The organism is Stenotrophomonas sp. 59, assembly GCF_030291095.1.
GTDB classification, from domain to species: Bacteria; Pseudomonadota; Gammaproteobacteria; order Xanthomonadales; family Xanthomonadaceae; genus Stenotrophomonas; species Stenotrophomonas maltophilia_Q.
Genome location: NZ_CP127408.1, coordinates 2,372,169 through 2,396,861, shown reverse-complemented (window position 1 = coordinate 2,396,861; position 24,693 = coordinate 2,372,169). Strand labels below are relative to the sequence as shown.

Here is a 24,693-nt window from a genome sequence, read left to right as displayed (position 1 = left end):
GGGCTCCTTGATGGGCGGGTGCGGCGGGCGGCGGCCGCTACGGGGTCACGACGCCGGGTCGGTACCGTCGGTGGCCGGGGTGGAGGGGGAGTCGGGCGTGGGGTCCTGGGCGGGACCCGCTGCCGGTTCCGGACCAGGCGTGGAGTCGGGCGCAGGACCGGGCGCTTGCGCCGCGCCGTTGCCTGCAAGCTGTTCGAGCGTATGCAGGCTGGCGGTGGCGGCCGCAGCGTCGGCAGTGGCACCGTGGGTCTGTGCCTGCAGGACGCTGATGGCGGTCTTTCCTTCTGCGGTGGCCGCGGCGATCACGGCCGCTGGCGGAGGTGGGGTGGGTACCGGGCCGGGAAGCGGGATCACGTTCGGCGGCGGTGGTGTGGGCGGTGGCGGGGCCGGCGGTGGCACCGGCCACGGCGCGTTGATCATCTTCGCGCAGGCGGCGGTGACCGCTGCCGAGCTGACCATGCCGGCGCCCTGTTGGCGCGCGACCGCGTTGTGCATGGCGGTGCCCAGCGTCTCCAGCATCACCATGTCGAGCATCCCGAAGGCCTGTGCTGGTGCCTGGCCTACCAACAGGGTGGAGGCGGCGGCGACGCTGTCGACGATCTGGCTGTTGACGGTGTTATCACTGCTCATGACGGAACGGCTCCCTTCTGGATGATCAGGGCCAGGACCTGGGCCAGGCTTGCGCCGGCGGTCACTTGGCCGCGTTGCTGGTTGGCGACGGCGTTCTGCATGGCCAGGCCGAGGCTGTCGGCCATGGCCAGGTAGGTGGCCGACATCGCGAACGAGGGTGCCAGCGCGATCGCCAGCCCGGAGCCGGCGCTGGCAGCGTCCAGCAGATAACCGGTGGCAGGCGATGCGGGCATCGATCAGGGGCCCGGCGTGACGCCACATGGGGCGGGGGCTCGGTAGTGGACGTCACGCCGGGCCGACACGTCAGCGCAGGCCCAGGATTTCGCGGGTGGCTACGCCATTGGAGGCGGTGTCGATCGCATACAGGGTGGATACCCCCTGGGTGGTCGATGCCTGCATGGTCACGTAGGACTGCTGCTGGTTGTTGGTGGCGTTGTGCGCGGCGTTGGACAGCGCCTGGCTGGTGGCCACGAACAGGTTGCCCATTGCGATCGCCGGCGCATCACCGAGGACCTTGGTGTTGACCTGCGAGACCGAGTCGGTGATCTGACTGTTGACGGCGGTGGGAAAAGCCATGGTGAATGCTCCTTGGATGGACAGCACTACAGGAACGGAGATTGCCGGCGGCTAGCAGACTCAGCCGAGAATCTTCCGGGTTGCGGCGCCGGTGGCGCCGGTATCGACGGCGTAGAGCAGGGCGACGCCCATCGTGGTCGCGGCTTGCGCCGTGACATACATCTGCTGCTGGGCGAGCGTCGCGTTGTGGGCGGCATTGGCCAGCGCCTGCGCGGTGGCCTGGTACAGCGTGCCCATTGCCGTGGCCGGCGCCACGCCCAGCACCTGCAGGTTGGCCTGGCTGACCGAATCGGTGATCTGGTCGTTGACGGCCGTGGGAAATGCCATGGCTCAGCTCCTTGCCTGCCGGCGCATCACGCGCCGAGGATCTGCTTGGTGGCTACGCCGGTGGTGGCCGTGTCGATGGAGTACAGCGTGGCCACGCCCATGGTCGTGGCGGCCTGCGCGGTCACATAGGACTGCTGCTGGGCGTTGGTGGCGTTGTGTGCGGCATTGGCCAGCGCCTGCGCGGTGGCCTGGTAGAGATTGCCCATCGCCACGGCAGGGGCGTCGCCCAGCACTTTGGTATTGGCCTGGGTGACCGAATCGGTGATCTGGTCGTTGACAGCGGTCGGGAATGCCATGTGATGCTCCTTGGGGTTGGCGGGTCAGCTACGGAACGACGGATCAGGAACCCAGGCCGCGGACGCGGGTGCTGAGGATTTCCTTGCTGGCCACCGCGGTGGTGGCGGTATCGATCGAGTACAGCGTGGCCACGCCCATGGTGGTGGCCGACTGCGCGGTGACGTAGGACTGCTGCTGGGCGTTGGTAGCGTTGTGGGCGGCGTTGGCCAGCGCCTGGGCAGTGGCCTGGTACAGATTGCCGACCGCCACCGCCGGCGCGTCACCCAGCACTTTGGTATTGGCCTGGGTGACCGAATCGGTGATCTGGTCGTTTACCGCGGTTGGAAATGCCATGTCCTGCTCCTGCGAAAAGGTGGAAGTGCGTGGTATCCAGTGTCACGGTGCGTGGTGCCGAACTGCCTGTGCTTCACCGTGGATGCAGAGTAGAAAGAAGCGCCGGTGGCGGATTGGTGGAATCGACGGAGAATGCGGCGGAAATGCTGTGAAGAAGTGCGGGAGGATGCGAGTGGAGCCGTTGCTGGATCATCGATTTCTCCGCATCGTCCACCGCCCTTCTACTGCTGCTCGATGTAGCAGGCCATTCGCAGGTACCAATCGATGGACTGTGATTCGGCGAAGCCTCGAAGCTCGGCCACCCAGTCCGCGATCGCATCCGCGCCCACTGGCGGCGGGAACGGAACCGGCAGGCAATTGTCTGGAATGCGGGTGGCCTGATACGCGCCCAGGTAGCCGGTCAGCTCGTTCTGCGCCACGATACGCACCGCGTCCAGCTCCCAATCGACTATTGACCCGGCAACCGGCCGATCGAGCCAGGCCTGGCGGGCCATCAGGTTGGCGTTGATGTCCGCTGCCAGCGCCGCGATGTCCTGGTCATCCGGCACGTCGAAACACACCAGATGGAACCGGGCGCCTTGAGGCGCGGTCTGGAAGGCCGTGTTGTACGCCATCACGAAGGGCGCGCCGAGCACGACGCCGGTTTCTTCCTGGAACTCGCGCCTGGCGGCATCTTCGGCGGGTTCTGCGTTGCCCATGCGCCCACCCGGCAATACCCATTGCCCGGCCTGGTTGACCAGTGTCGCTGGCCGGCTGCCGGCCCAGTTGCGGATGCGATCCAGCGCCGTATTCACCTGCACCCCTAGGTCGGCGATCGGCCATGCGGCCATGCCCGCAATCACCAGGTCGGCCCAGGGCGGCGTCGGAACGCCCGGACGCGCCGGCGGCCAGCGACTGGCTCCCATGCGCGCAGCACGGTTCACAGCGGCAAGCACGACGGGCACGGCGGCCTGCAACTGGTCGATGGCCTGGCCGGCGTTGCTGACGTCCGCGAGCGCCTGATCGATCGCGGCGCGGGTGGCTGCGCCGTTGAGTGGCATCGGTCCCGGCCATGCAGATTTCGCGGCCAGAGCGGCATGGCTGAGCGTGGCGTTGATGGCGGCCACAGCGACCGCATCGGCATCAGCTGGCGGGTCGGCGGCCACATTGGCCACCGCAACCAACGCTGCGGCCGCTTCGGCGACCAGGACCGGTGCGGCATATCCACTCCACCATGCATTGGTGATCTGCTTGCGTGCGATGAGGTACTGGTCGCCTGAGCGAAGGGTTGCATAGACCTGCGGCATGTCGTTTCTCCTGTTGGGAACGGCGGGCTGCGAGCCGAGGCGAACGCCAGGCCGGCAGCGTGGATCACGCTGGCGGCTCAGTGATTGCGATGCTCGACCAGGTACGTGAACTCATTGCGCGTGTTGACGCGCGGCGGAATGGGGGCCAGCAGGGTGTCGTAGCGGGCTTCCCATGGAGGTGTGTTGCGGCGGTCGAGGAACGGTCGTTCGGTCTCGTCGGGCAGATCGGGTGGCCCCGGTATGTCCGGATCCAGCTGCTTCAAGCGCGTGGCCAGGCTGCCGGCAACGGCGATGATCTTTTCGCAGAGCACTGCCCTGCGTTCGGGTTCTGCGAAGTCTTCCAGGTCGGTCCATTCGATGGTTGAACCCATTTCCGTGATGCGCTTCATTCCTTTCCACTCCAGCAGCGTCTCCTGCCACACTTCCGGCGTGGCCAGCACGCTCGGCAGCTCGGTGACGGCCCAGGAATAGGTCTGCAGATTCTGGGTACGCATCACATCCAGAAGCGATGCCTTCAGCCAGATGCCGGTCAGGTCCTTCAGCGCGCTGTGGTAAGCGGCCCAGTCGCCGTGGATCACCTCCGGCTCGTCGGCGTCGATCGCGCGGGTGGAGCCGGCATCCCATGCCAGCTGTTGCAGCTCGAGCTGTGGCGTCTCCCCCAGCTCGGCAAGGGCGCCGGTCAACAGCTTGCCGACCACCAGGTAGAGCAGGGCCGAGCGGGAGATCGCATCGGGAGAGAACAGGTCTTCGTCAGTCGGGTGCTTTCCGAGCAGGGGCTGGTACCGGCACCACGCCTGCAGCAGCACATGCCGCCAGTACCACGCGGTGAGCTTCTGGCCGCTCTTCTCGTCCTTCAGCTCCTTCTGCACCCGGACAGCGTGCGAGTAAGTCACGTCGTGGGTCTTGTCCATCATGTACAGGAAGTAGCCGCTGAGCGTCATCGGCAGATTCATCTGCGAGGCGTAGCCTTCGGACCAGAACTTGCTGCAGCGGGCCAGGACGATGCCCGGCGTATAGCTCTCCCAGTCCGGCTCGCGTAGCTTGTGACGGAGCAGGGCGGCGGGAATATTGATGCCATCGTCCACATTGCCGACGTTCAGCCCTTCGCCAACCTTTTCCCAGCTCGAGTAGCCGACGGGTTGCAGTTCGACGGGCTGCAGCTTCAGCTGGCGCGTATTGATGTGGGTGTTGAGAAGTTCGACCAGCTTTGGGCCGAACTGCAGCGCCCAGTCACCCAGCGTAATGGCATTGATTCCCTGCGTGCGGGCGCTCTGTATCGACGTCTGCAGCATTGCCACCAGCTGGCCCTTGAAGGCATAGGCGCCCTGGATGGTCTCGAACGGAAGCGGTGGCGTGACGAGTTCGAAGACGTTGCCGGAATCGGACTCAAGCTTCCATGGCAGGGTGCCGGTGATGTTGAAGACGCCCGCGACAATATGGGTGAACGCGAAGATCACGCTGTCATGGGTGCAGAACTCGATCTCGATGCCATAGGTGTTGTCTGTCAGCGCTTCACCGCCCTTGCCGATGTCGATGCCCTGGACCTCCGGGGGCTTGCTGACGATCCAGCCAAGCCGTTTGTCTATCGTGATGATTGCCATGCGAAGCCCCTGCATGAGTGCGCGACCGGGAATGGCCGGCTCAGGGGCATGCTAGAAACGGGGGTGGCCGCGGGAATCGGCCGAATCGACGCGCAATGCGGTGCCATCGCGCGGATCTGTGCCGATGCGGTGGAATCGACGACGGCGGGCCGCAGCCACGCCGTCGCCGGGGCATCAGGGCTAGAGCATGTACGGAATCTTGAACGCCAAGGTGAAGTCCGGCGCATCCGGGGTCAGGCCGATGCCCAGCAGGGTGACCAGCGTGGTGTGCTGGTTCAGCGCGTAGGTCACGCCCAGATTCAGTGACGCCGCATTGGCGTCGCTGCCGATCACCTTCGTCCACTTGCCGCCCTGGAAGCGGGTCGACGCACGGGCGCTGATGCGGTCGCTGAAGGACAGGCTGAGGCTGGTGCGTTCATTGAACGCGAAGGCAACACCGGCACCGAAGTACACCGAGCCGCCCAGCTTCACATCACCCGGGTTCACGGTATCCGGATTGCTGTCGATATCGTTGAACCCGCGCGGGATGGAGTGCACGTAGCCGATGTTGGCGAACAGGATCGCCGGGTCAGCGGTCTTGACCATCGAGAGACCCAGGTTGGCCTGCCATACGCCGTTGCCGGTGGGCTGTTCGCGCGGCACGGCGAAGCGGATGTAGTCGTCGTCATCACGCTCGATCACCTTCCAGTCCAGGCCGTACGGTGCGCGACCGGTTGGTGCGGTCACGCCTGCCGTCAGTACCGTCTCGGGCCGCCAGCCACGTTCCCCGAACAGCCGGTAGTTGGCGCTCAGGGCGATATCGCCCAGGCCGTTGCCATTGGTCTCTTCCTGTGCGATGGCAGCGGCTGCGCCGCCCGCCCCACCTTTCTGGTAGACCGTGCGCCGTGCAAGGTAGGGCACGTCTAGGTTGAGCGTGAGGTTCGGGCTGACGCCCCAGCGTGCAGCCAGGTTGTAGGTGAGCGAATCGGACTCCACGTTCTCGATGGCGATGTTGCCGAGGAAGATCGCGTCCAGTGCGAGGAAGCCGTTGAGGGTGAGCTGCTTGCGGTCGTAGCGGGCGTAGGTGAGGCTGTTTTCGACGGTGAATCGGCGGGAGAACAGGGCCGATTGCTGCTGCTTCACATCATCCACGCTGCGTCGCGACTCCTGCTTGGCCTGCTGCGCCTCGGCCGCCGTGCTGGCGTAGCCCTCGCTGCTTGGTGGAACGGTTGCACCTGCACCGCCCTGTGGTGTCGAGCCATGCTCGACTGCCGTTGCCGGAGCAGCGGCGACTGCCGGACCCATCGGTCCAACCCGGCCACCCAATCGCGCCTGCATGGCCTGCACCTGCATGTCCAGTTCGCGCAATCGCCGAACTTCCTGGGCGTAGTTGCTCTTGAGCTGCTCCAGCTGATTGGCCAGGGCCTGTACGTCCGCATTGTCGTCGGCCGCCGCCGGAGGCGCGGCGAGGGCGGTGCCCGCCAGCGCCGCCAGCGCCAGCGGGGTGATCCTCAGTAGGGTGTGCATGTTCGTGTCCTGCGTTGTGGAACGCGTCCCCCAATGCCGTGCCGTGCTACTGGCCCGGCCCCATGCCACGGTTCAGCGCGATTGCCTGGGCCACGTTCTGGCTCAACGGCAGGTTGCCGCCCGCGGTGTTCCTCACCAGTTCCAGCCGCAGCTGGTTGCTGGCTGCCTGGCCGTCACCGGCCAGGGCAATGCCCTGGCCGACGCTGCCATTGCGTATCCATTGCTGCACCAGTCCCTGGCCGTCCACCTGCAGCATCAGGCGTGCCTGGTTGCCGTCCAGCACGGCACTGGCACTGATGCCGGCCTGCTGTGCGCTGGTCGAATGAGCGCCGTCGGATGTCGCCGCGGGCACGGCACCGTCACGCACCACCAGCGTGGTGGCGTTGCGTGCGACGTTGCCGTCGCCGGCCACCTGCACGCTCTGCACCAGCCCACTGGCGTTGGCCAGTCCGGTGCTGTCGATGCTGCGGCCCTGCGTGCCCGGCAACGGTGCGTCGGCGGCGGTTACATGCACGCTGGGCTGGAAGCTCAGCTTCGGGGTGCCACCGCTCCGGAAGTCCATGCCCAGCGTCAGCGCGCCCTGCAGCGCGGCGCCGTTGCCGGCCTGCCATTGCGAGACCATGGTTACCCCGAACCAGGCCACGGTGTTTCCACCTACGGTGTAGCGGCCACGCATCAGGTTCAGTTCGGGATCCGGGATTTCCTTCAGGCCGCGTCCTGGCGTGCCCTCGGCTGCAAGCAGGGGCAGGGCAGGGGTTGCCAGCAGCAGGACCATCAACAAGGGGCGGCGGAACATGGCGAAGCCTCCTTCAGAACAGGTCGGCATGGCTGAAGCCGAAGTCGACCAGCTCGGCATCGGTGATCGGCCCCTGTCGCGCGAAGAGCGCGCGGGCACTGGGCCGTTCGTTGGGTTGCAGCAATACCGTGTTGCGATCGAAATCACTGCCGATCACCACGAACACGGCACGTGAGGGCCAGGCCGCCAGAAACTCCGGCAGGGCCAGGCTGCGGTTGCCGAGGATCGGGTCTGCCACTTCCACGATGCCCTCACGGACCTGCTTGAGCACCACGAAATGGCGGAAGCCGCGCACGTCCATCAGTACCAGGCCGGGAACGCGCAGTGTGCGCAGGCGTTGTTCGTCGATGCGGTAGCCGCGCCCACGCATGCCCAGTGACTCCACGTAGCGCTTGATGTCGAGCAGCGAAAAGCCACGTTCGGCGACCAGCGCCGGATCGGAAACCCCCATCATCCCTTCGATGACCGTCGCCTCGTCGGTGTCCAGGTGGTAGGCGTGGCGCAGGATGGTCGCCAGCGCCGCAGCCCCGCAGCTGTAGTCGGTGTGCTGGCGTACCACGTTGCGGTAGCGCCGCTCCTGCATGCTCTCCACTTTCTGCTGCAGCAGCGCGCCGTTGGGCAGTACGCCACTGAAGCGCACGTCGCCAGCCCACGCAGATGCAGTGGCCAGCAGCAACAGGCACGAAAGCAGGCGCATCGAAAGACGGCAACGGATCATCACGGTCTCCGGCAGCAGGGGGGAGCCCCTGTCCCAAGGGGGAGGAGGAACAGGGGCTCCCGGGAACCCGGCCATTGGCGGACGGCCGGGGTGTTGCGCTTACTCGCCGCTGCCACCACCACCGCCGGTGCTGGGCTGGGCGACTGCCAGGGCAAGGCTGTTGGCCTGCAGGTTGCCGGTGCCGGAAGCCACGTTCACGCCGATGTTGCCGGAGGCGCCGGAGAAGGCGCTGCCCGACAATGCCGAGGTGTTGGTGGCGTTGACGTTCACCCAGCGCGTGGTGCTGACCGTGCCGCTGAGGCTGGCATACAGGTCGGCCACGCCCAGTTCGACGAACTGGCTGGTGCCACTCTCACGCGTGTCGAAGCCCAGGCCGCCCACCCCCGGCCGGTTGGGGTTCATCGTGGCGTTCTGGATCTGGTTGTCCAGGTCGATGTGGCCGGTGCTGTTGCCACCCGGGTGCGGCAGTTCGCCATTCCAGGTGTCCAGATAGTAGTTCGCCATCTGGTAGGCGTTGCCGGTGCCGCGGTAGGTGCCCGCGCCATAGGCCAGGGTCAGGCCGCTGACACCGCCACGCATGCCGACCTGCACGGTATCCGTGTAGGACTGCACGAAGCCGGCGTTGCTGACCGTGTTGCCGGTGGAGACCTGGTTCGAACTGATGCTCGACTGCGCCACCGCCGTGGTCGCTACCGAGGCCGCGAGCGCGTTCTTCTGCTCGTTGTTGTTGCCAGAAGCGATGTTCACGCCGATATTGCCGGACGCGCCGCCGAAGGCATTGCCGCCCAGGCCTGCGGCGTTGGTGACGCCGGAGTTCATGGTGGCGTTGCCGAAGCCAGCCTGGTTGACGAACACCTCGGCGTCGGCCATGCCGAAGCTGAAGGATGCATCGGCAGCGGACAGCGACGCGGCGTTGTCCTGCGCGTTGTTGTCGCCCGATACCACGTTGAAGCCGAGATTGCCCGATGCACCGGCACCGACGCTGTCACCGATGGAGGCGCTGTTGGTGACCAGGCTGTTGCTGGTGGCGTTGTTGCTGATCGACTGGCGGTTGTCGATCACTGCGATGGCGGCCGAGTCGAGGTCGATGTCACCGGTGATGTTCGGGTCGCCGGAGAAGTTGATATCGGTACTCAACCGCAGGTCCTTCTCCAGGTTCACGTCGACGCCGTGGTTGTTCTTTTCCTTGCGTTCGTCGGCCTGGATGTTGCTGTGCTTCTGCACATTGACGTTGACGGTGCGGTTACGCACATCGTTGTCGGTGTGGTTGTGCGTGTCGTTGCGGGTTTCGCTGACGGTGTGGTTGTGGTTGATGTTCGCGTTGGCGTTCTGGTTGTCCCAGCCATTGGCCGCAGCGGCGGTCGAGGCAGTGGCAATCGCCATGGCGAGCATGGTCTGTTTGACGGTCGCTTTCATGGTGCCCTCTCTCTCATCAGGTGGTGCATCGGTTGGGTGGTTGTCACGGGCGGTCCTGCACGACCAGGCCGAGCACATTGGCCGTGTCGTTGCCGCTGCCCGCTATCTGATTGAGTTGCAGGACCCCGTCGAATCCCCGCAGCGCGGTGCTGGCCACACCAACGCTACGGGTGCCCGTCGCAACGCCGCGACCGGCGTCGTCCCGCCCCCCTGCCAACGCGGAACCTTCGGCGGCCAAGGCCGAGTCGTCGGTTTCGCGTATGCCCTGTCGGGCCAGCGTCGCGCTGACGACGTTGAGCGTCGTGTTGGCGATGCCGCTGGCCTGGTTGATGGATGCGATGCCGCTGGCGCCTGCCAGTGCGTCGCCGCCGATATCGGCGCGTGCGTGCAATGGCGCTGACAGCACCCGGTTGCCACGCAGCAGTTGCTGGGCGCTGATCGCCACATCGGCGCGCTCGCCGGTGGCGATGCCACGCAGGTTGGCCTGCTGGTTGAGGTCACCGGCGGCCTGGTTCACCGCGATCGCGCCATTGGCACCGGCCAGTGCGCGGCCGTCGATACGGGCTACATCCAGATAGGCCAGCATGCCGCTGTACTCGTCGCAGTGCGCAAGCGACGGCGCCATCGCCAGCATCAGCAGCGGCAAGTAGGGGCGTTTCACTTGCCACCTGCCGGGGCCGGACCCTGCAGCGGGAACTGGGCGAGGGCGCCGCGCACCGTATCGCCAATGCCACGTGTGCTGTTGCCCACCGCGCCCAGCGGACCGCTCATGGCGCCGCCGAGGCTGCTGCCGACCATGCCGTCGCTGCTGCGGCCGAGCGAGCCACCAAGGGCCTGCTGGGTGACGCGCTCGACCGTCGTCCCCCCCGGCGACGAAGCCGCAGCGGCGTGCCCTGCACCCATGCCTGCATAGTCCTCGTCACTCAGCTCGTCCATTGCGCCGCTATCGGTGCGGGTGCCAAGCGCGGCGGCGATCTCGCGCTGAGGCTTTGGATCGGCAATCAGCGCCATGCCCGGCGGTGCCATCCGGTAGGCGGGGCGCGCCGACACATCGCGCAACAGGACGATTTCGCCCGGTTGTGCCTTCACCGCTTGGCGCGCGCCGGAACCGGCTGCGTTCATGGCGACCGACAACAGGGCCAGCGCCAGGGGTGCCGCCAGGCCACGAATGAGGGTGGTGCCGTCCATGCCGATCTCCCGCGGTGGGTGCGGCGGAACCACGCATCAACCGTGCCAACTGCCGGAGGCCCGTGCCGCAACCGACGGCCGGGGTGCGGCGCGGCCGGGTGGCGCCAGGGCGTTACAACGGCGTCGGGAAATTGTTGGGATTGCGCAGCCCGCAGCTGCCACAGGGCAAGGCGGATGCCCGACTGTCGCATTGTTGTTACAGGTGACATCGCCGACTGCAACGGTGCCGCTTCAGCCGATGATTTCTTGACGCGCTGCTCATTGCGCTGGCGTTTAGCGCAGCGCTAGGATCCGCCCATCAAAGGCCGCCCCGGTGGCCGAAGAAGTCCCGGCGGGGGGCGGCACGCCGGTGATTGCCTGACAGTCCGCCGACGGTGTCCGGATGCTGGGGGAAGCATGGCGGCGGTCCCGGAGGCTTCAACATCGCGCTGTGTACTGTGGTTCGGCGAACCGCTGGCAAGCGAGCGCAGCGCGCTGGCGGCCGCGGGCTGGTATGTACGCAGCATCCATCCCGATCCCGGCATGGCCATTGGCCTGCGTGGGCGCGATCGACTGCTCGCGGTTGTTGATCTACGCCATATGGATGAGCCAGCGCTGCAGCTGCTGATGCCGTGGATCGAACAGCACCAGCATCTGCCCTGGCTGGCAGTGCTGCCGCCGAGCGCAGGTGCCACGCCAACGGCATGGCTGCCGCTGCTGCAGTTCTGCCTGGCGCGCTTCACGCTCCCGTTCGGCCTGCAGGACCTGGTCAGTGCGATGCGCCAGCAGTTCGATGCGGATGAACCTTCTGTCGATGGCGCGTGCAACGGGCAGGGGCCGCGCGCATTGATCGGCGAGAGCCCCGCGCTGCATGCCGTGCGCACGGTGCTGCACAAGTTCGCTCCGGTGGAGTTGCCGGTGCTGGTCACCGGTGAAACCGGGACTGGCAAAGAATTGGCCGCACACGCGCTGCATGCGTTGTCCGGGCGCGCGGGCAGGCCATTCATCGCCGTCAACTGCGGTGCGATCCCGGCCAACCTCGTGCAGTCGGAGCTGTTCGGACACGAGCGCGGCTCATTCACCGGTGCCGACAAGCGCCAGATCGGCGTGTTTGAAACGGCCCAAGGCGGCACCGTATTCCTCGATGAGGTGGGCGATCTGCCGGCGGAGGCCCAGACCAGCCTGCTGCGGGTGCTTCAGGAAGGCACCTTCGAGCGGGTCGGCAGCAGCCAGCCGTTGCGCGCCGACGTGCGGGTGCTTGCCGCAACCCACGTTGAGCTGGAGCATGCCGTGGCCCATGGCCGTTTCCGCAGTGATCTCTACTACCGCCTCAACGTGCTGCGGCTGCTGATGCCCCCGCTGCGCGAACGTGGTGCCGATGTGCAGCTGCTGGCCGAGCACTTCCTGCGCTGCTTCCGGTTGCGTCACACGGTGCGCGCACGCGGCTTTTCGCCGGCGGCGATCCAGGCGATGCGCCGCTTCGACTGGCCGGGCAATGTCCGCGAACTGCTCAACCGGGTGCAGCGCGCTGCGATCATGGCCGAAGGGGAACTGATCAGCGAGCGGGACCTGGAACTGGGCGCACCGGTGCCGGCCCCGCCCGGCGCGATGCTGCACGATGCGCGTGGCCAGGCCGAACGTGATGTGTTGCTTCAGACCCTGCGCCAGACCGGCTACAACGTCTCCGAATGCGCGCGCCAGATGCAGATTTCACGGGTGACGGTGTACCGGCTGTGCCGCAAGCACAGGCTGGAGCTGCCTGCGCAGCGCTGATCAGCCGGCCGGCACGTGCTTGAACAGGCGCAGTGGCGTGCCTGGAAGACGCTCGACCACGCCCTTGGCTTCCAGGTCCAGCTGCACGGCCTTCAGCCACCAACCGGCCGTGGCCCCTTGCGGAAACAGCGATGAGGGCAGGTGCGGCAACAGCGCCTGCTTCGCCTGCGCCACCGTCATCCCGGGAGGTTGCCTGGGTAAGGCACGCAGCAGGGCCGTGCGCATGGCCATGTACTTGGCACGATCCACGCGCTGGATGTGCACGGGGGTGGTGATGCTCTCGATCTCGATCCGCTCGGCCTCAGACATGGGTATCTCCCGCGACCTCGATGCGTGGGCTGCGGAAGCCCATGGCGATCCACGCCTTCATCAGCCGGGCATAGAACCGCAGCGAGCGGGTCTTCAGGTTGGGCACATCGTCGGGAAGGACAGAGGCGTCAGGAAGATCACTGACCATCGTCCGCATCTCCACGGCGGGTCGTATCGAGTCCGGCCACAACAGGCCATACAGGCTCAGCCAATGGCCACCGCTGAACTCCAGGAAGAGCGGGGTATTGCAGCAGCCCGCCAGGACGCGGCGGCTGCCGCCCCTGCTGGACAATCGCAACGCGCGCAGCCTGGAATGTCCGGCATCGATGCTGACGCGATCCTTGCGATGCATTACGAAGAGCGTCTGGCCGTGCGGGCCCAGCACGTCCGGTGCTTGGGGCATCGACTGCAGCATGGCGCCGGCCTTGCGGCAGCTGTCGCAGCAGCATTCGACGGTGGCGATGGGCTGGCCCGTGGCGGTCAGGCGCACCTGGCCGCAGGCGCAGGCAAGGGACTGGTGTGAGGCCATCTTCGTTTTCTCCTGGGGTGGTCATCCTCTCGACGAACCGGGGCGCCGGAAATCGACGGCATCCGCCATCAAGGGCGCATCCTCCGATAGCGGATGCGGTACAGGTCCAACCCTGCACCGTCCGCGCGCCGCGCCGAATAGGTCAAGGTGTCGGGTTGCGAGCCATCCAGCATCGCACCGTAGCTGTCGCCGGAGACCTCGTTCAAGGGGGAGGGCAATGCATGGCCCGCGTCATAACGGCCTCCACGCTCGTAGGCAATGAACTGGCGCACCGGTGCACTGCCGAAGTCCAGGGCGCGGGCAAGCACCACCGTTCGGCCGTCGCCCAGGAACGTGGCATCGAACTCCTGCGCGGCGGTATTGATGCCACCAGCCAGCGGCCGCGCAGGCTGCGCCACGCCGCCGATCATCGTGGCGCTGTAGAGGTCATGGCCGCCGGCACCGCCCGCACGATCGCTGGAGAACAACAGCGTACGACCGCCCGGCGAGAGCATCGGCGCGAACTCATCGGCCGCGCTGTTCACTGCGGGGCCAAGATTGACTGGCTCCCCGAATCGACCGTCGCTCGCCATGCTGACCCGATACAGATCGTCGCCGCCCTGGCCGCCTGCTCGATCCGAACAGAAATACACCACACGACCATCGGCGGAAAAGGCGGGATCGAAGTCACGTCCCGGCGTGTTGAACGAGACCGGCGTCGCTGGCCGCCAGCGCTGCCCATCGTGGCGGGAGACCCAGATGTCATACCCGCCCGGACCACCGGGCCGGTTGCGGCTGAACCACAGTGCGGTTTTTCCGTCCGGGCTCAAGGTCAGTCGAATCTCGTCGTACTGCGTGGATGCAACGCCCGGGGCAAAACGTTCGGCGGGGCCGACGATCTGCAGCCCCCTTGATGGAGACGCGGGAGGCGACGCAGCAACCAGCAGCATCACGGCCACCAACGCCCTCATGCCTGTCGCTCGAAGTCGCTGACCCAGTTGGTTTCCCAGTTGCGCCCACCATCGGCCGAGGCCGCCTGTTCCCAGCGCGCCGAACGCGGGGTAATGCGTGACCAGATCACCCGTGTCTGGATTGATCGACCGTCGTGCTGGTCTTCGCCGAAGAAGCGGCCGACACCGGCCTGGAAACCACCGCGCAGTGGCGCGCCGATCCGTGTTGGCTCCCGGCCATCCAGCCACCAGCTCAGCCAGTGCTGCTCCGCCGCATTCCAGGCACGGATGCCCATGCCGCGCAGCGGTGCTCCAGGCACGTCCATCAGGTTGTCACCCACGTTGCCGAATCCTCCCAGTACCGGCCAGTTGTGCAGGGTGCCGTTGAACGCGTCCCATGCATCGCTGCCTGCCAGCCGAGCGCGCAGGCGACGATGGCGCACGTTCCAGCGGCCTGCCAGGAAATCAAAATCGCCCGGTGCATCCGGCAGCCTGGGAAGCGGAGAGGGGACCGCAGCAGTGCGCCGGAACGAGTTGCGCCAGTTCACTTCCCAGTGCGCACCGGCATCGTCGGAGAACGCCTGTTCCCACCACGGCTCATCGCCATGGATGTCGTGCCAGCGGAACCAGACCTCGATGGGGCGTCCCTTGAAATCATCGCGACCGCGGAAGCTGCCGCCATCGCCCTCGAAAACGCCGCGCACGGGCGCTTCGATATGGGCAGGGTTGCGTCCATCGATCCACCAGATCGACCACGTGGAAGACACCGGATCAAAGGCACGCACGCCCAGGCCCCTGTAGGGGCCCGAGGGCAGCGCCATGACGTTGTCATCGATGGTGCCGAGCCCGCCCAGGGTGAGCCATACCGCGCTGGCGCCGGTGAAGGCTTCCCAGCGGGTATCGCCCACCAGGCGCTCCTTCAGCCGTTGGTGCTGGACCTGCCAGTTGCCCTGCAACCATTTCCAGTCCGCGCTGTGGCTGGCCAGGGCCCACCCGGAGGGCAGGGCGGTGGACGCCGCCGTGGCGGCCAGGGTGGCCAGAAACTGCCGTCGATCCATGTGCGTGATCCCCTACCGAAGGTGCCTCCATCGTTGCGGGCACGAGGGGGATTGACCACGCAGATATCGGGGCCCAGGCTAAGCCACACTTATGGTGACCCAACGCCAGCTTCCGTCGCTTGCCGCCATCCGCGCCTTCGAGGCGGCGGCACGGCTGGGTAGTTTCGCCCGCGCCGCCGAGGAGCTCGACACCAGTGCGGCATCGGTGAGTTACCACGTGCGCCGGCTGGAGGCCCAGACCGGTACCTGCCTGTTCCTGCGCCATGCACAGCACGTAGAACTGACGGCAACGGGTGCCAGCGTGGCGCAGGAGGCCACCCGGGCGTTCGATGCACTACGCGCCAGCTTCATGCGCGCCGCTGACATGGATGCGATGCGATTGCGCCTGTCCGTACTGCCAACGCTGGGCACCAGCTGGTTGACGCCGCGGCTGGGCAGCTTCCGCGCTCGCCATCGGAACCTCGTGCTGGAACTGGACCTGTCGGCAGAGCCGCAGGACCTGGCCGCCGGGCGTTTCGATGCCGCCATCCGCAATGGCCAGGGCGAATGGCCTGGGCTTCAGGCAACGTCCTTGTTTCCCAGCGTGTTCACACCGTTGTGCGCGCCAGCGCTGCTGCCTGCGGCGCGTTCGCTGGGCAGCACAGCAGTGGAGGTTCCCCTGCTTGGGCGGCCGGACTGGTGGGCCCTGTGGTTCTCCGCGCACGGGCATATTCCACCGCCGGCACCGGGCAGTTTCGTCGCGCCGTTTGCCGTTGAACATCTGGATATCGGCGCCGCGATCGCAGGGCAGGGCATCGCCATCGGCTCGCCGATCCTGTTCCAGTCCGAGCTGGATAGCGGGCGCCTGGTACAGGCGCATCCGGGTGTGGCCAGCGACGGTCGCAGTTTCTGGTTCGTGGCGCCCACGGCGCGAAGTGGCAGTCCGAAGGTTCTTGCGTTCCGTGACTGGGTGGTCGAGCAGGCTGGCGAGGCACGGCATGCGGCACGTCATTACCTGTCCCACATGGTGACGCCATGAACCAGAGCCCCGAACTGCTGCGACGCCTGCTACGTGCCAAGGATCGGATGGACCACGCCAGTCACGAGGACTGGCCGGTGGCCCGCCTGGCCGAAGTGAGTGCCGTATCGCCGGCGCATTTCGCGCGTTCGTTCAAGCAGGCCTTCGGGCTGCCGCCGCACCGCTACCTGCTCAGCCGCCGCATCGAACGGGCCGTGGCGATGTTGCGTGACACCGACCTGCCGGTCACCGAGATCGCCGCGCAGACCGGCTGGAGCAGTCTGGGCACCTTTGGCCGCATCTTCCGCGACATCACCGGCGACAGCCCGGGCAATGTGCGCGAGCGTGAGCGGGCCGGCCAGGCGACGCCGGCCTGCGTGCCGGAGTGCCACGCACGTGCCGCGCAGCGACCGGACCTGAACATCGCAGTTTTGGAGAAGCGGCGCCGTGAGGCGGTTGCTAACGTGGATCCCACCTGAGGGAGGTCCCATGACAAACACTGTGAACACGGTCGGCCTGTATGTGCGCGACCAGGATGAAGCACTCGCGTTCTATGTCGGCACGCTCGGCTTTGAAGTGCACACCGACGTGCGCAATGGCAGCTACCGCTGGCTGACGGTACGCAGCCCGGGCCAGGACGGATTCCAGCTGGGCCTGTTCGTGCCCGGTCCGCCCACACACGATGCGGCCACCGCGCAGGCGCTGCAGCAGCTGGTGGCCAAGGGCGCAATGCCGCCGCTGGTACTGGCCGTGGACGACTGCCAGGCGTGCTACACGCAATGGCTGGCGCAGGGCGTGGAGTTCACCCAGGAGCCGGTCGAACGCTACGGCGCCGTCGATGCCGGATTCCGTGACCCGTCCGGCAATGGCTGGAAGATGATCGAAGCCCGCTCCGAAGCGAGGCGCCGGCAATGAGCCGCGGTGGCTGGGCACGGCCCGTGCACCGCTGGACCTCGATCGTGTTCACCCTGGCGGTGATCGCCAACTTCGTCGTACGCGGGCTGGGGCAGGGCGAGCCGGCGGCGTGGATCACCTATTCGCCGTTGCCGCCCTTGTTCCTGCAGCTGTTCACCGGGTTGTACCTGTTCGCGCTGCACTACAGCGGCAGGCGCCGCAACGCCGGGCAGGGCGCTGCGGCTTGACGCAGGGTCAGGCGGCAGCGTCGGCGGCGTAGGCCGCCAACAGCGCCGGAAGATCCTCCATGCGCTGGAAGATCACCTGCGCACCGGCCGCACGCAGTGCCTCGGGCGTGCTGTGGTGCGGGCCGCCCTCGCTGAAGCCGAACACAGTGGCACCTGCCGCAACGCCGGCGGTCGCGCCGGTCACGGTGTCTTCGATGACCGCGCAGCGCTTCGGGTCCACGCCCAGTGCCGCGGCCGCCGCCAGGTAGACGTCCGGGTGCGGCTTGGTGTTCGGCATGTCCTGGCCGCTGTAGACGTGCTCGCCGAAGGCATCGAGGATGCCGACCTTGCCAAGCTGCAGCTGCACCTTGTGAAGATCGGCGCCGGAGGCGCAGGCAATACGCCCGCCGGTCGCCGCTGCGATCGCGCGTACTGCCTCCGGCGCGCCCTGGATCGCCTGCAGGTCACGCTCCAGCGCAACGTTGCGCTGCAGGCGGAATTCCTCCAGCCACTCCTCGGTGAACGGCTTGCCGGTGCGTTCTTCGATCAGCCCGGCCAGGTGGGCCACGGACTGGCCAAGGAAGACTTCGCCGGCCTGTGCCGGAGTCAACGGCCAGCCGCGTTCGGTCAGCATCTCCGAGAGCACGCGGGCCACCAGCGGCTCGGAATCGACCAGCACGCCATCGCAGTCGAACAGCACGGCATCGAAGGGGTAGGGGGACATCAACAGCTCCTTGCAATTGCAATCATGAGGCGGCAGGACGGCTATCTTCCCACGGCGGGACGGGCAGGAACGCACCCACCAGTGCATCCACCGCTGCACGCACCTTCGGTGCAAGGTCCCGGGTGGCGGGCCAGATCGCATGGATGGGGCCGCTCTGCATGCTGTCCGCCGATATCACACCCACCAGCTCGCCACTGCGAAGTTCTTCTCCCACCAGCCAGGTGGTCGCCTCACCGATACCGAGGCCCGCCAGAAGAGCGGATCGCAATGCCTCACCATCACTGATGCGATGCCGGCCCTGGATGCGATGACGGACGACCGTGCCGTCCGTGCCCGGCGTTGACCAGGGCAACGCATGTCCCTGCCTGCCAAAGGTGATGCAGTCGTGTCCGGCCAGATCGGCGATGTCATGGGGTACGCCGCGCGCAGCCAGATACGCTGGCGCCGCACATATCACCGAGCGTTGACGTCCCAGTGAGCGCGCGGACAGTGAGCTGCTCTCGGCCAGCGTTCCAAGCCGCACCGCCAGGTCGATGTTTTCCTCCAGCAGATCCACGGCGCGGTCGGTGAAGCTGACGTCCAGCTGCAAGCCGGAATGACGCTGTGCCAGCGCGACCAGGATCGGCATTACCCAGCGTTGGCCGAACGCAACGGGCAGGCTGACCCGCAGCACGCCCGCAGGTTCCTGCCGGCGCGATGCAGCATGGGATTCGGCCTCGTCCAGTTCCGCCAGGATACGGCGGCAGACCTGGTAGAACTCCGCGCCTTCTACGGTCAATGCCAGGCGTCGGGTGGTGCGATCGAGCAGGCGGGTACCCAGCCTCCGCTCGAGGGTCGCCACACTCTTGCCCACGGCGGATTTGCTCAGGCCCATGCGGAGCCCCGCGGCGGTGAAGCTACCGGCATCCACGGCCTGCACGAATACGCTGATGCCCTGCAGGCGCGCAGCACTGTAGGTGGTCATGGCTTCTTGACTGGGGAAATAGAGGCGCCAGTCTAGATCGAATATTCCGCCACTGACTACCAAGGGGCGTCAATAGACTGGGCGGGCGCACTTCCGCGCAGCTACGGGAAGCATTGTGTCCACTGAAACGATGAATGCCTGGGAATTGACCGGTCCGGGCCTGGCCCGACTCCGGCGCGTGCAGCGCCCGCTGCCAACGCCCGGGCCTGGGGAGGTGCTGGTCAGGGTAGGAGCGGTCTCCCTCAACTATCGCGACGCCCTGATGGTGGACGGCGCGCTGCTTCCGGGCCCCGTGCCTGCGCACTTCGTGCCGGCATCGGATATGGCCGGAGAGGTCGTTGAGGTTGGCGAGGGCGTGCGCCGCTTTGCTGTGGGGCAGCGGGTGATGGGCAATTTCTGGACGCAGTGGCTTGATGGGCCACCGCCCGATGCGATCCTCCAGCACGGTCTTTCCCTGGGCGGACCGCTGCCGGGGATGCTGGCCGAGTATGTGGTGCTTCCGGAGGACGTTGCCGTCGCAACGCCGCCGTCGCTGTCGGATGTACAAGCGTCCACATTGCCGGTGGCGGCACTGACGGCGTGGTTCGCACTGGTTGAAACAGGCCGGCTGGCGGCCGGGCAGACCGTGCTGGTGCAGGGCACGGGAGGTGTTTCGCTGTTCGGCCTGCAGTTCGCGCAGGCCTTGGGCACGAAGGTGATCGTGACCTCGCGCAGCGAGGCCAAGCTGGAAAGGGTGCAGCGCCTGGGCGCGTGGGCCGGGATCAACACCAGTACGGATCCCGAGTGGGCTGCCCGCGCAGTGGCGTTGACCGAAGGCAAGGGCGTTGATCATGTGCTGGAGGTGCTTGGCGGCGGAAATCTCGCACAGAGCGTGCAGGCGCTGGCCATCGGCGGACAGATCCTTCAGATCGGCTTCCTGCAGGGACGGGATCTGCAGGTGCCCGCCCTCCCGCTGATGTTGCGATGTGGCGCGCTGAGGGGCGTTTCGGTCGGCCATCGCACCAGCTTCGAGGCGATGAATGCCGCCATCGAACGCGCAGGCATCCAGCCGGTCATTGATTCAGTCCATGGGTTTTCCAATGTGCTGGCCGCCTTCGCACGGCTCCAGCAAGGGCCATTCGGCAAGGTGGTGATCCGGGTAAACGAGCTCTGATCGAGTGGTAGATCGCCTGTGCGGCGTCGGAGGCGCACGCACAGGCAGATGGGACCTCAGCCCAGGTCGCAGCCGGCCGGTTGCGGCCAGGTGGTGGCCGGCAGCATGTTCTTCAGCGATGCCGGGGCGTTGATCGCCACGTAGCTGGCACCCAGCAGCTCCTCCAGATCGGCGATGGTCACCAGGTAGCTGTCCAGGCTGCCGAGGTTCGCTTCGTTGGGGATGATCCAGCTGATCGCCTTGGCCGTGCCGGTGTTCGGATCACGGGTGATGATCGTCTTCCAGAAGAACTCCGGTGTCGGAATGCCATGGCTGGCCAGGAAGTAGTCGTTGACCGCATCGCCGTAGACCACGCCACCGTAGACATCCACCGGCGCGATGTCGCGGTAGCACTCGGCCACGTTCTCGGCCTTCACCCAGATGCCCTGGTTGAAGCTGGAGACCTGCGGGACGATATTGGTCATGTAGTTGGCGCGGCGGATGTGGGTCGCGTTGTCGTCCATGTGATTGGAGGTCACCAGATGGCCCCGGTCATAGCCGGACCTGATGCTGGCGTAGGAGGCGGTGCTGGTCTGGCCGAGGCAGCCTGCCGGCAGGTCCGGGTCCTTGTAGAAGCTGGACGGACGCGCGGCCGAACCGGTGTCTGCGGTCAGGGTGTATTCGTAGCGGGTGGCGCTGTGGATGCTGCAGTCATAGGTGAGCACGAAGCCGCCCTTGTTGAGGGTGACGACCTGGGCCTGGGCAGCGCCGGCGAAAGCACTGAGGACGAACGCGAAGAAGAAGCTTGCAAGGCGCATTGCGGTTCTCCAGCAGAAGTTCAGGGCGCAGCCGTCCGCCTCGACCTGGCAGGGCGAGGTCATGGGAAGACGGTGCGGAGTCGGGTGCGGCGGATTGCGGTGGGACGTGACCGCGTTGTTGGGCTGCGGAGGCCCTGCGGTGTCGTAAGCGTCACAAGCTGTCGTCTTTCGGTCAACGACGAAAAGACGAAGCTGTGACCGCCCGCAAGCACTGGAGAGGTGTCAGATCACGCGGCGCGTGGGTGCAACGTACGCGTGCTAGGCGCAGGGATGCCTGTCGTTGCCTGGCTCAGGGTGGCGCAAGCAGCACGTAGTCGCCGCGCCGCGCCCCGGGTACGAGCGTCCATCCGGGCCCAAGGCTCAGCCGCCATCCGCTGCCCTGCAGCGGCAGGTTCCCGGATGCAGGTGCCTGGACGAACACGGCCTTCCAGTCGTTCTGCATCAACGCTCCGTCGGTGACCGTCAGGGTTCCCCATACGTCGCTCAGCTGCATCGTGGGATACACCGTGCCGTTGCCAGGCAGCGGTTGCATGTTGCTGGGGTCGAACTGGATGCGCATGTTGCGAAGATCCAGCCGCAGTACCGGCCCTGTGACGAAGCGGGCCCGGTTGCGCTCGAGCAGCGCAAGGCGCTGCTGTTCGCGCTGCACTTCCCGGCTGTGCAGTGCAGGCCCGCCGTGACGCGCTGCGGCGGTACGCAGTGCGGATTCGTCGGTAGAGGGACTGATACGCGTGTGCCCTGCCAGAAGTGTGCCGAGATCCCGGGCGTGGAGGCCGAGATCGCGATGCCATCCGGGCGAAACCTGGTCCAGCAGCAGGCCATAGGCCGGACCGGTTGCATAGGCGAACGAACGGACGAAGCTGCGATCACCGGCATGCGCGCGGAGGTCATGAAGTGTGGCTTCGATGCGTGCAGAAGGCGTGGGGTTGCCGACGAGAACCCCGGTGTACTCGGCCAGGCCCTCGTTCAACTCCAGCGCGGCTTCTTCCTGGGCGGCGGCAGGGGAGCGACGGTAACGCTCAGCACGGAAGGCGAGCGCATCGTTCATCGCATTGCGCTGCGCGCCAGGGCCGGTCGCTGACAGGGCCGCGGCAAGTGCACGCCATTCCAGCTGCAGCCAATAGCGTCCTTCCAGGGTGTCGAGGTGCTCATTGCCGCCTTCGGCCGGCGCTGCGATCGCCAGCGTGGGCTGCAGGCGATGGAACATCTCGTGGGCCAGCAGCGTGCGTCGCCGCCCTTCATCCTGTGGCAGCGGCCAGAGCAGCTGCGTCCAGCGCGTGCCGGACCAGTCGACAGCAGTGTTGGCGATGATCGCATCGGGTGGAAGCTGGCCGACGAAGACCTTTCCACGTGCCTGCAGGTTGCCCTGTGCATCTGCATGGGATGCCGTGACGCGTCGGTTGCTGCGGTCTACCAGCATCATCGGCCCACACAGTGACGCTCCCCAAAGTTGGCCGTTGTCGGCCTGGCACAGCATCTGCGCCTCCTCGAAGATCGCCTCGGCGGCCACGTCAGACAGCTCCGCCCCGTCCGCGGACACGGGACCGACGGCACCCAGCATCAGGGCGGCAAGCGGGAGCGTCCGGGACCTCATGGCATCCATCCATCCTTTGGGAGGCTCCGTCATAGCATTGGTGCAAAGCTCACGACAATGCAGCAAACGTCATGCTGCGTCGCAAGGTGCCAGCCACCATTCGCACTGGTACGGTCCAACCCGTTGCACCACCACCGACGGGGAGAGACGACGATGCGCAAGGTTCTGCTGCTGTTGATCCTGCTGACCGGGCTGGCGCCCACCGCCTGGGCGGCGACGGTCAAGACCACCCATCGCACCATTCCCAGCTGGGATGGAACGCCTCTCGGGGCCTTCGTCATCGAACCGCAGGACGCGGGCAATGGCCGCTACCCGCTGCTGGTGATGCCCAGCAGCTGGGCGGTGCCCAGCGTGGAGTACGTGGGGGTGGCACAGTCGTTGGCGCGCCGTGGCTACGTGGTGATCAGCTACAGCTCGCGTGGCTTCTGGGAATCGGGCGGCAGCATCGACATCGCCGGGCCGGCCACGGTCGAGGATGTCAGCGCCCTGATCGACTGGGCGCTGGACAACACCCGGGCCGATCCCACGCGTGTTGGCGTCTCGGGCATCTCGTACGGCGCCGGCACCAGCCTGCTGGCCGCAGCACGCGACCCGCGCATCAAAGCGGTGGCGGCACTGAGTGGCTGGGCCGATCTCCAGGCCTCGCTGTACAGTAACGACACCCCCAGCGCACAGGGCATCGCGCTGCTGGTGGCGGCTGGCCTGGCCACCGGCCGTCCGGGACCGGAGCTGGCCACCATCAACCGCAATGTGCTGGTGGGCAACTACCAGGGTGCGGTGGACTCACTGTTGCCTGTGGCGGCGCAGCGCAGCCCCGGGGCCAGCATCGATGAGATCAACGCCAACCAGCCGGCGGTGTTCCTGGCCAACGCCTTCAACGACAGCCTGTTCCCCCCGGGCCAGCTGGTGGACTTCTTCAACCGCCTGAAGGGCCCCAAGCAGCTGCAGCTGCGCCATGGCGACCACGCGCTCAACGAAGCCTTCGGCGCACTGGGCATTCCCAACGAGGTCTATGACTCGGTTGGCGACTGGTTCGACCACTACCTCAAGGGTGAAGCCAATGGCATCGACCGGCAGCCTGCGGTGCAGCTGAAGTCGCAGAAGGGCAGCTGGAGCACGTATCCGAACTGGCAGGCGACCAATGCCGGCGCCATCAGCTATGCGTTGACCGCACCCAAAGGACTGCTGCTGCCCACCGGCGGCCTGGCCGAGAGCGGAAGCAGCACCGGCTGGAACTACCGTATCGGCAGTGGCCTGCTGACCGCCGCCAACTCGGGCGTGGCGATGGCCTCCGGCGCGCTGCAGATGATCAATCTGCCGCCAGGCGCCTATGTTCCGTTCGTGGGCCGAAACGCCGCCGGCGTCTGGCAAGGGCCGGTCCAGTGGAGTGCACGTCGCCTGGACGGCGCGCCGGAGGTGCGCTTGACCGTCACGCCCAGCCGCGCCAACACCACGCTGTATGCCTACCTGTATGCGGAGGATGTGCTGGGCAACGGCCAGCTGATCAGCCACAAGCCGTACACGCTGCGCGGCGCCACGCCGGGCCAGCCGAAGACGCTGGACCTGCGCCTGGAAGCGAGCAGCTGGAACATTCCGGCTGGCAGCCGCCTGACCCTGGTGGTTGATACGGTGGATCTACGCTACTCGGGCATCAGCCAGTTGGGCGGCACGGTGACCTTCAGTTCGCCAGCCAACGCGCCTTCGGTGCTGAAGGTGCCGCTGCATTGAGGCCAGACCCCAGGGCCGTCGCCCGATGCCAAGTCGAGCGGCGGCTGTTTCCTGATGGGGTCAGTTGCTGCGCGCCCGGGCGGCCGCCGCATTCGCGCGATTGATTCGATCCAGTCTTTCCTGCTTTTCGTATGCATCCTTGGCGTCCATCACGCCACTGGCAGCATGCAACCACCCGCTGGTGGTGCACCCGGAAAGCAGAATCGTGCAGGCAAGAGCAGAGGCGGCGAGGGTGACTTTCATCTGGATTCCTTGAGGTAGCGGTTGCCCGCACGTATTTGAGCGCCTGCGCGCATCGGGTGGGAGCGTCGCAAGGCTACTTCACGGCGGCTTAACTCTGTACGACCGACTGGCTGGATTTATT

At 66.6% G+C, this 24,693-nt stretch carries 30 protein-coding genes; 7 read left to right on the top strand and 23 right to left on the bottom strand.

Annotated elements, in window-relative coordinates:
- Window positions 1–45 precede the first annotated feature (45 nt).
- The 14 genes from QP552_RS11180 to QP552_RS11115 form a co-directional block, all read right to left on the bottom strand.
- Window positions 46–630: a RebB family R body protein gene (locus QP552_RS11180; RefSeq protein WP_106548435.1), complete on the bottom strand. Its 585-nt coding sequence runs from the start codon at window positions 628–630 to the stop codon at window positions 46–48.
- Window positions 627–863 (bottom strand): RebB family R body protein, encoded by a 237-nt coding sequence (locus tag QP552_RS11175; protein ID WP_053511975.1) that lies wholly within the window; start codon window positions 861–863, stop codon window positions 627–629. Before QP552_RS11175 ends, QP552_RS11180 begins: the two co-directional genes overlap by 4 nt.
- A 70-nt stretch (window positions 864–933) precedes the next feature.
- Entirely contained in the window at window positions 934–1,206 is a 273-nt protein-coding gene (locus QP552_RS11170) for a RebB family R body protein (RefSeq protein ID WP_005416651.1), read from the bottom strand.
- Between the two features lie 60 nt (window positions 1,207–1,266).
- Window positions 1,267–1,533 (bottom strand): RebB family R body protein, encoded by a 267-nt coding sequence (locus QP552_RS11165; RefSeq protein ID WP_006446865.1) that lies wholly within the window; start codon window positions 1,531–1,533, stop codon window positions 1,267–1,269.
- A gap of 26 nt (window positions 1,534–1,559) precedes the next feature.
- The gene (locus QP552_RS11160) at window positions 1,560–1,829 is read right to left on the bottom strand and encodes a RebB family R body protein (RefSeq protein ID WP_005416649.1); all 270 of its coding nucleotides are present in this window, start codon (window positions 1,827–1,829) and stop codon (window positions 1,560–1,562) included.
- A gap of 43 nt (window positions 1,830–1,872) precedes the next feature.
- Window positions 1,873–2,163, bottom strand: coding sequence for a RebB family R body protein (locus tag QP552_RS11155; RefSeq protein WP_005416648.1), 291 nt, complete (start codon window positions 2,161–2,163; stop codon window positions 1,873–1,875).
- A 221-nt stretch (window positions 2,164–2,384) separates the two neighbouring features.
- Window positions 2,385–3,317, bottom strand: coding sequence for an NUDIX domain-containing protein (locus QP552_RS11150; RefSeq protein WP_286073646.1), 933 nt, complete (start codon window positions 3,315–3,317; stop codon window positions 2,385–2,387).
- Between the two features lie 209 nt (window positions 3,318–3,526).
- The gene (locus QP552_RS11145) at window positions 3,527–5,050 is read right to left on the bottom strand and encodes a hypothetical protein (protein WP_286073645.1); all 1,524 of its coding nucleotides are present in this window, start codon (window positions 5,048–5,050) and stop codon (window positions 3,527–3,529) included.
- 180 nt (window positions 5,051–5,230) lie between these two features.
- The gene (locus QP552_RS11140; protein WP_286073644.1) at window positions 5,231–6,556 is read right to left on the bottom strand and encodes a transporter; all 1,326 of its coding nucleotides are present in this window, start codon (window positions 6,554–6,556) and stop codon (window positions 5,231–5,233) included.
- A gap of 46 nt (window positions 6,557–6,602) precedes the next feature.
- The gene (locus QP552_RS11135; RefSeq protein WP_286073643.1) at window positions 6,603–7,352 is read right to left on the bottom strand and encodes a hypothetical protein; all 750 of its coding nucleotides are present in this window, start codon (window positions 7,350–7,352) and stop codon (window positions 6,603–6,605) included.
- A gap of 13 nt (window positions 7,353–7,365) precedes the next feature.
- Window positions 7,366–8,070, bottom strand: coding sequence for a C39 family peptidase (locus QP552_RS11130; protein WP_111113836.1), 705 nt, complete (start codon window positions 8,068–8,070; stop codon window positions 7,366–7,368).
- A 99-nt stretch (window positions 8,071–8,169) separates the two neighbouring features.
- Window positions 8,170–9,486: an adhesin gene (locus tag QP552_RS11125; RefSeq protein WP_106548441.1), complete on the bottom strand. Its 1,317-nt coding sequence runs from the start codon at window positions 9,484–9,486 to the stop codon at window positions 8,170–8,172.
- 43 nt (window positions 9,487–9,529) lie between these two features.
- Window positions 9,530–10,120 carry a hypothetical protein gene (locus QP552_RS11120; protein WP_111113842.1) on the bottom strand — a complete coding sequence of 197 codons (591 nt, stop codon included), beginning with the start codon at window positions 10,118–10,120 and terminating at the stop codon, window positions 9,530–9,532.
- Window positions 10,121–10,143: 23 nt separating this feature from the next.
- Window positions 10,144–10,674, bottom strand: coding sequence for a hypothetical protein (locus QP552_RS11115; RefSeq protein ID WP_286073642.1), 531 nt, complete (start codon window positions 10,672–10,674; stop codon window positions 10,144–10,146).
- Between the two features lie 396 nt (window positions 10,675–11,070).
- Between QP552_RS11115 and QP552_RS11110 the strand changes: the two genes are divergently transcribed.
- Window positions 11,071–12,426, top strand: coding sequence for a sigma-54 dependent transcriptional regulator (locus QP552_RS11110; protein ID WP_111113834.1), 1,356 nt, complete (start codon window positions 11,071–11,073; stop codon window positions 12,424–12,426).
- Here the strand turns inward: QP552_RS11110 and QP552_RS11105 are convergent, their stop codons facing one another.
- From QP552_RS11105 to QP552_RS11090, 4 genes are all read right to left on the bottom strand, one after another.
- Complete coding sequence (locus QP552_RS11105) at window positions 12,427–12,735, bottom strand: hypothetical protein (protein ID WP_286073641.1); 309 nt, start codon at window positions 12,733–12,735, stop codon at window positions 12,427–12,429. It abuts the gene before it with no gap.
- The gene (locus QP552_RS11100; RefSeq protein WP_345782962.1) at window positions 12,728–13,264 is read right to left on the bottom strand and encodes a hypothetical protein; all 537 of its coding nucleotides are present in this window, start codon (window positions 13,262–13,264) and stop codon (window positions 12,728–12,730) included. The genes QP552_RS11105 and QP552_RS11100 overlap by 8 nt, the downstream gene beginning before the upstream one ends.
- Before the next feature lie 68 nt (window positions 13,265–13,332).
- Window positions 13,333–14,214: a hypothetical protein gene (locus QP552_RS11095; RefSeq protein WP_286073639.1), complete on the bottom strand. Its 882-nt coding sequence runs from the start codon at window positions 14,212–14,214 to the stop codon at window positions 13,333–13,335.
- Window positions 14,211–15,251 (bottom strand): hypothetical protein, encoded by a 1,041-nt coding sequence (locus QP552_RS11090; protein WP_286073638.1) that lies wholly within the window; start codon window positions 15,249–15,251, stop codon window positions 14,211–14,213. The genes QP552_RS11095 and QP552_RS11090 overlap by 4 nt, the downstream gene beginning before the upstream one ends.
- A gap of 91 nt (window positions 15,252–15,342) precedes the next feature.
- On the opposite strand from QP552_RS11090, the gene QP552_RS11085 reads away from it, so the two are divergent.
- From QP552_RS11085 to QP552_RS11070, 4 genes are read left to right on the top strand one after another with little or no spacing between them, the layout of a single operon-like run.
- Window positions 15,343–16,269 carry a LysR substrate-binding domain-containing protein gene (locus tag QP552_RS11085; RefSeq protein WP_286073637.1) on the top strand — a complete coding sequence of 309 codons (927 nt, stop codon included), beginning with the start codon at window positions 15,343–15,345 and terminating at the stop codon, window positions 16,267–16,269.
- On the top strand, window positions 16,266–16,727 hold the full coding sequence (locus QP552_RS11080) for an AraC family transcriptional regulator (protein WP_286073636.1): 462 nt from the start codon (window positions 16,266–16,268) through the stop codon (window positions 16,725–16,727). The genes QP552_RS11085 and QP552_RS11080 overlap by 4 nt, the downstream gene beginning before the upstream one ends.
- Window positions 16,728–16,737: 10 nt before the next feature.
- Entirely contained in the window at window positions 16,738–17,163 is a 426-nt protein-coding gene (locus QP552_RS11075; RefSeq protein ID WP_286073635.1) for a VOC family protein, read from the top strand.
- Window positions 17,160–17,390 carry a hypothetical protein gene (locus tag QP552_RS11070; RefSeq protein WP_111113826.1) on the top strand — a complete coding sequence of 77 codons (231 nt, stop codon included), beginning with the start codon at window positions 17,160–17,162 and terminating at the stop codon, window positions 17,388–17,390. The genes QP552_RS11075 and QP552_RS11070 overlap by 4 nt, the downstream gene beginning before the upstream one ends.
- Before the next feature lie 7 nt (window positions 17,391–17,397).
- Here QP552_RS11070 and QP552_RS11065 read toward each other — a convergent pair whose 3' ends face one another.
- Both QP552_RS11065 and QP552_RS11060 read right to left on the bottom strand, forming a co-directional pair.
- Window positions 17,398–18,093: an HAD family phosphatase gene (locus QP552_RS11065; protein ID WP_111113825.1), complete on the bottom strand. Its 696-nt coding sequence runs from the start codon at window positions 18,091–18,093 to the stop codon at window positions 17,398–17,400.
- Window positions 18,094–18,115: 22 nt separating this feature from the next.
- Window positions 18,116–19,057 carry a LysR substrate-binding domain-containing protein gene (locus QP552_RS11060; RefSeq protein WP_111113824.1) on the bottom strand — a complete coding sequence of 314 codons (942 nt, stop codon included), beginning with the start codon at window positions 19,055–19,057 and terminating at the stop codon, window positions 18,116–18,118.
- 115 nt (window positions 19,058–19,172) lie between these two features.
- On the opposite strand from QP552_RS11060, the gene QP552_RS11055 reads away from it, so the two are divergent.
- Window positions 19,173–20,210, top strand: a complete 1,038-nt coding sequence (locus QP552_RS11055) for an NAD(P)-dependent alcohol dehydrogenase (protein ID WP_286073634.1) — start codon at window positions 19,173–19,175, stop codon at window positions 20,208–20,210.
- A gap of 56 nt (window positions 20,211–20,266) precedes the next feature.
- Here the strand turns inward: QP552_RS11055 and QP552_RS11050 are convergent, their stop codons facing one another.
- Window positions 20,267–21,007 carry a DNA/RNA non-specific endonuclease gene (locus tag QP552_RS11050; RefSeq protein ID WP_286073633.1) on the bottom strand — a complete coding sequence of 247 codons (741 nt, stop codon included), beginning with the start codon at window positions 21,005–21,007 and terminating at the stop codon, window positions 20,267–20,269.
- 289 nt (window positions 21,008–21,296) lie between these two features.
- Window positions 21,297–22,568 carry a hypothetical protein gene (locus QP552_RS11045; protein ID WP_345782961.1) on the bottom strand — a complete coding sequence of 424 codons (1,272 nt, stop codon included), beginning with the start codon at window positions 22,566–22,568 and terminating at the stop codon, window positions 21,297–21,299.
- A gap of 186 nt (window positions 22,569–22,754) precedes the next feature.
- Here QP552_RS11045 and QP552_RS11040 point away from each other — a divergent pair, with 186 nt between their 5' ends.
- Window positions 22,755–24,329 (top strand): alpha/beta fold hydrolase, encoded by a 1,575-nt coding sequence (locus QP552_RS11040; RefSeq protein ID WP_286073632.1) that lies wholly within the window; start codon window positions 22,755–22,757, stop codon window positions 24,327–24,329.
- A gap of 60 nt (window positions 24,330–24,389) precedes the next feature.
- On the opposite strand, the gene QP552_RS11035 is transcribed toward QP552_RS11040, so the two are convergent.
- Window positions 24,390–24,572 (bottom strand): hypothetical protein, encoded by a 183-nt coding sequence (locus tag QP552_RS11035; RefSeq protein WP_286073631.1) that lies wholly within the window; start codon window positions 24,570–24,572, stop codon window positions 24,390–24,392.
- Window positions 24,573–24,693 lie beyond the last annotated feature (121 nt).

What these genes read in the sequence shown, in the direction of transcription:
- QP552_RS11050 (WP_286073633.1), bottom strand. Translation starts at nt 21,007, where the DNA reads ATGCGCCTTGCAAGCTTCTTCTTCGCGTTCGTCCTCAGTGCTTTCGCC.
- QP552_RS11140 (WP_286073644.1), bottom strand. Translation starts at nt 6,556, where the DNA reads ATGCACACCCTACTGAGGATCACCCCGCTGGCGCTGGCGGCGCTGGCG.
- QP552_RS11035 (WP_286073631.1), bottom strand. Translation starts at nt 24,572, where the DNA reads ATGAAAGTCACCCTCGCCGCCTCTGCTCTTGCCTGCACGATTCTGCTT.
- QP552_RS11180 (WP_106548435.1), bottom strand. Translation starts at nt 630, where the DNA reads ATGAGCAGTGATAACACCGTCAACAGCCAGATCGTCGACAGCGTCGCC.
- QP552_RS11100 (WP_345782962.1), bottom strand. Translation starts at nt 13,264, where the DNA reads ATGGCCTCACACCAGTCCCTTGCCTGCGCCTGCGGCCAGGTGCGCCTG.
- QP552_RS11075 (WP_286073635.1), top strand. Translation starts at nt 16,738, where the DNA reads ATGACAAACACTGTGAACACGGTCGGCCTGTATGTGCGCGACCAGGAT.
- QP552_RS11130 (WP_111113836.1), bottom strand. Translation starts at nt 8,070, where the DNA reads ATGATCCGTTGCCGTCTTTCGATGCGCCTGCTTTCGTGCCTGTTGCTG.
- QP552_RS11145 (WP_286073645.1), bottom strand. Translation starts at nt 5,050, where the DNA reads ATGGCAATCATCACGATAGACAAACGGCTTGGCTGGATCGTCAGCAAG.
- QP552_RS11115 (WP_286073642.1), bottom strand. Translation starts at nt 10,674, where the DNA reads ATGGACGGCACCACCCTCATTCGTGGCCTGGCGGCACCCCTGGCGCTG.
- QP552_RS11155 (WP_005416648.1), bottom strand. Translation starts at nt 2,163, where the DNA reads ATGGCATTTCCAACCGCGGTAAACGACCAGATCACCGATTCGGTCACC.
- QP552_RS11170 (WP_005416651.1), bottom strand. Translation starts at nt 1,206, where the DNA reads ATGGCTTTTCCCACCGCCGTCAACAGTCAGATCACCGACTCGGTCTCG.
- QP552_RS11110 (WP_111113834.1), top strand. Translation starts at nt 11,071, where the DNA reads ATGGCGGCGGTCCCGGAGGCTTCAACATCGCGCTGTGTACTGTGGTTC.
- QP552_RS11095 (WP_286073639.1), bottom strand. Translation starts at nt 14,214, where the DNA reads ATGAGGGCGTTGGTGGCCGTGATGCTGCTGGTTGCTGCGTCGCCTCCC.
- QP552_RS11085 (WP_286073637.1), top strand. Translation starts at nt 15,343, where the DNA reads ATGGTGACCCAACGCCAGCTTCCGTCGCTTGCCGCCATCCGCGCCTTC.
- QP552_RS11065 (WP_111113825.1), bottom strand. Translation starts at nt 18,093, where the DNA reads ATGTCCCCCTACCCCTTCGATGCCGTGCTGTTCGACTGCGATGGCGTG.
- QP552_RS11060 (WP_111113824.1), bottom strand. Translation starts at nt 19,057, where the DNA reads ATGACCACCTACAGTGCTGCGCGCCTGCAGGGCATCAGCGTATTCGTG.
- QP552_RS11135 (WP_286073643.1), bottom strand. Translation starts at nt 7,352, where the DNA reads ATGTTCCGCCGCCCCTTGTTGATGGTCCTGCTGCTGGCAACCCCTGCC.
- QP552_RS11165 (WP_006446865.1), bottom strand. Translation starts at nt 1,533, where the DNA reads ATGGCATTTCCCACGGCCGTCAACGACCAGATCACCGATTCGGTCAGC.
- QP552_RS11120 (WP_111113842.1), bottom strand. Translation starts at nt 10,120, where the DNA reads ATGCTGGCGATGGCGCCGTCGCTTGCGCACTGCGACGAGTACAGCGGC.
- QP552_RS11175 (WP_053511975.1), bottom strand. Translation starts at nt 863, where the DNA reads ATGCCCGCATCGCCTGCCACCGGTTATCTGCTGGACGCTGCCAGCGCC.
- QP552_RS11125 (WP_106548441.1), bottom strand. Translation starts at nt 9,486, where the DNA reads ATGAAAGCGACCGTCAAACAGACCATGCTCGCCATGGCGATTGCCACT.
- QP552_RS11045 (WP_345782961.1), bottom strand. Translation starts at nt 22,568, where the DNA reads ATGCTGGGTGCCGTCGGTCCCGTGTCCGCGGACGGGGCGGAGCTGTCT.
- QP552_RS11080 (WP_286073636.1), top strand. Translation starts at nt 16,266, where the DNA reads ATGAACCAGAGCCCCGAACTGCTGCGACGCCTGCTACGTGCCAAGGAT.
- QP552_RS11160 (WP_005416649.1), bottom strand. Translation starts at nt 1,829, where the DNA reads ATGGCATTCCCGACCGCTGTCAACGACCAGATCACCGATTCGGTCACC.
- QP552_RS11105 (WP_286073641.1), bottom strand. Translation starts at nt 12,735, where the DNA reads ATGTCTGAGGCCGAGCGGATCGAGATCGAGAGCATCACCACCCCCGTG.
- QP552_RS11090 (WP_286073638.1), bottom strand. Translation starts at nt 15,251, where the DNA reads ATGGATCGACGGCAGTTTCTGGCCACCCTGGCCGCCACGGCGGCGTCC.
- QP552_RS11040 (WP_286073632.1), top strand. Translation starts at nt 22,755, where the DNA reads ATGCGCAAGGTTCTGCTGCTGTTGATCCTGCTGACCGGGCTGGCGCCC.
- QP552_RS11070 (WP_111113826.1), top strand. Translation starts at nt 17,160, where the DNA reads ATGAGCCGCGGTGGCTGGGCACGGCCCGTGCACCGCTGGACCTCGATC.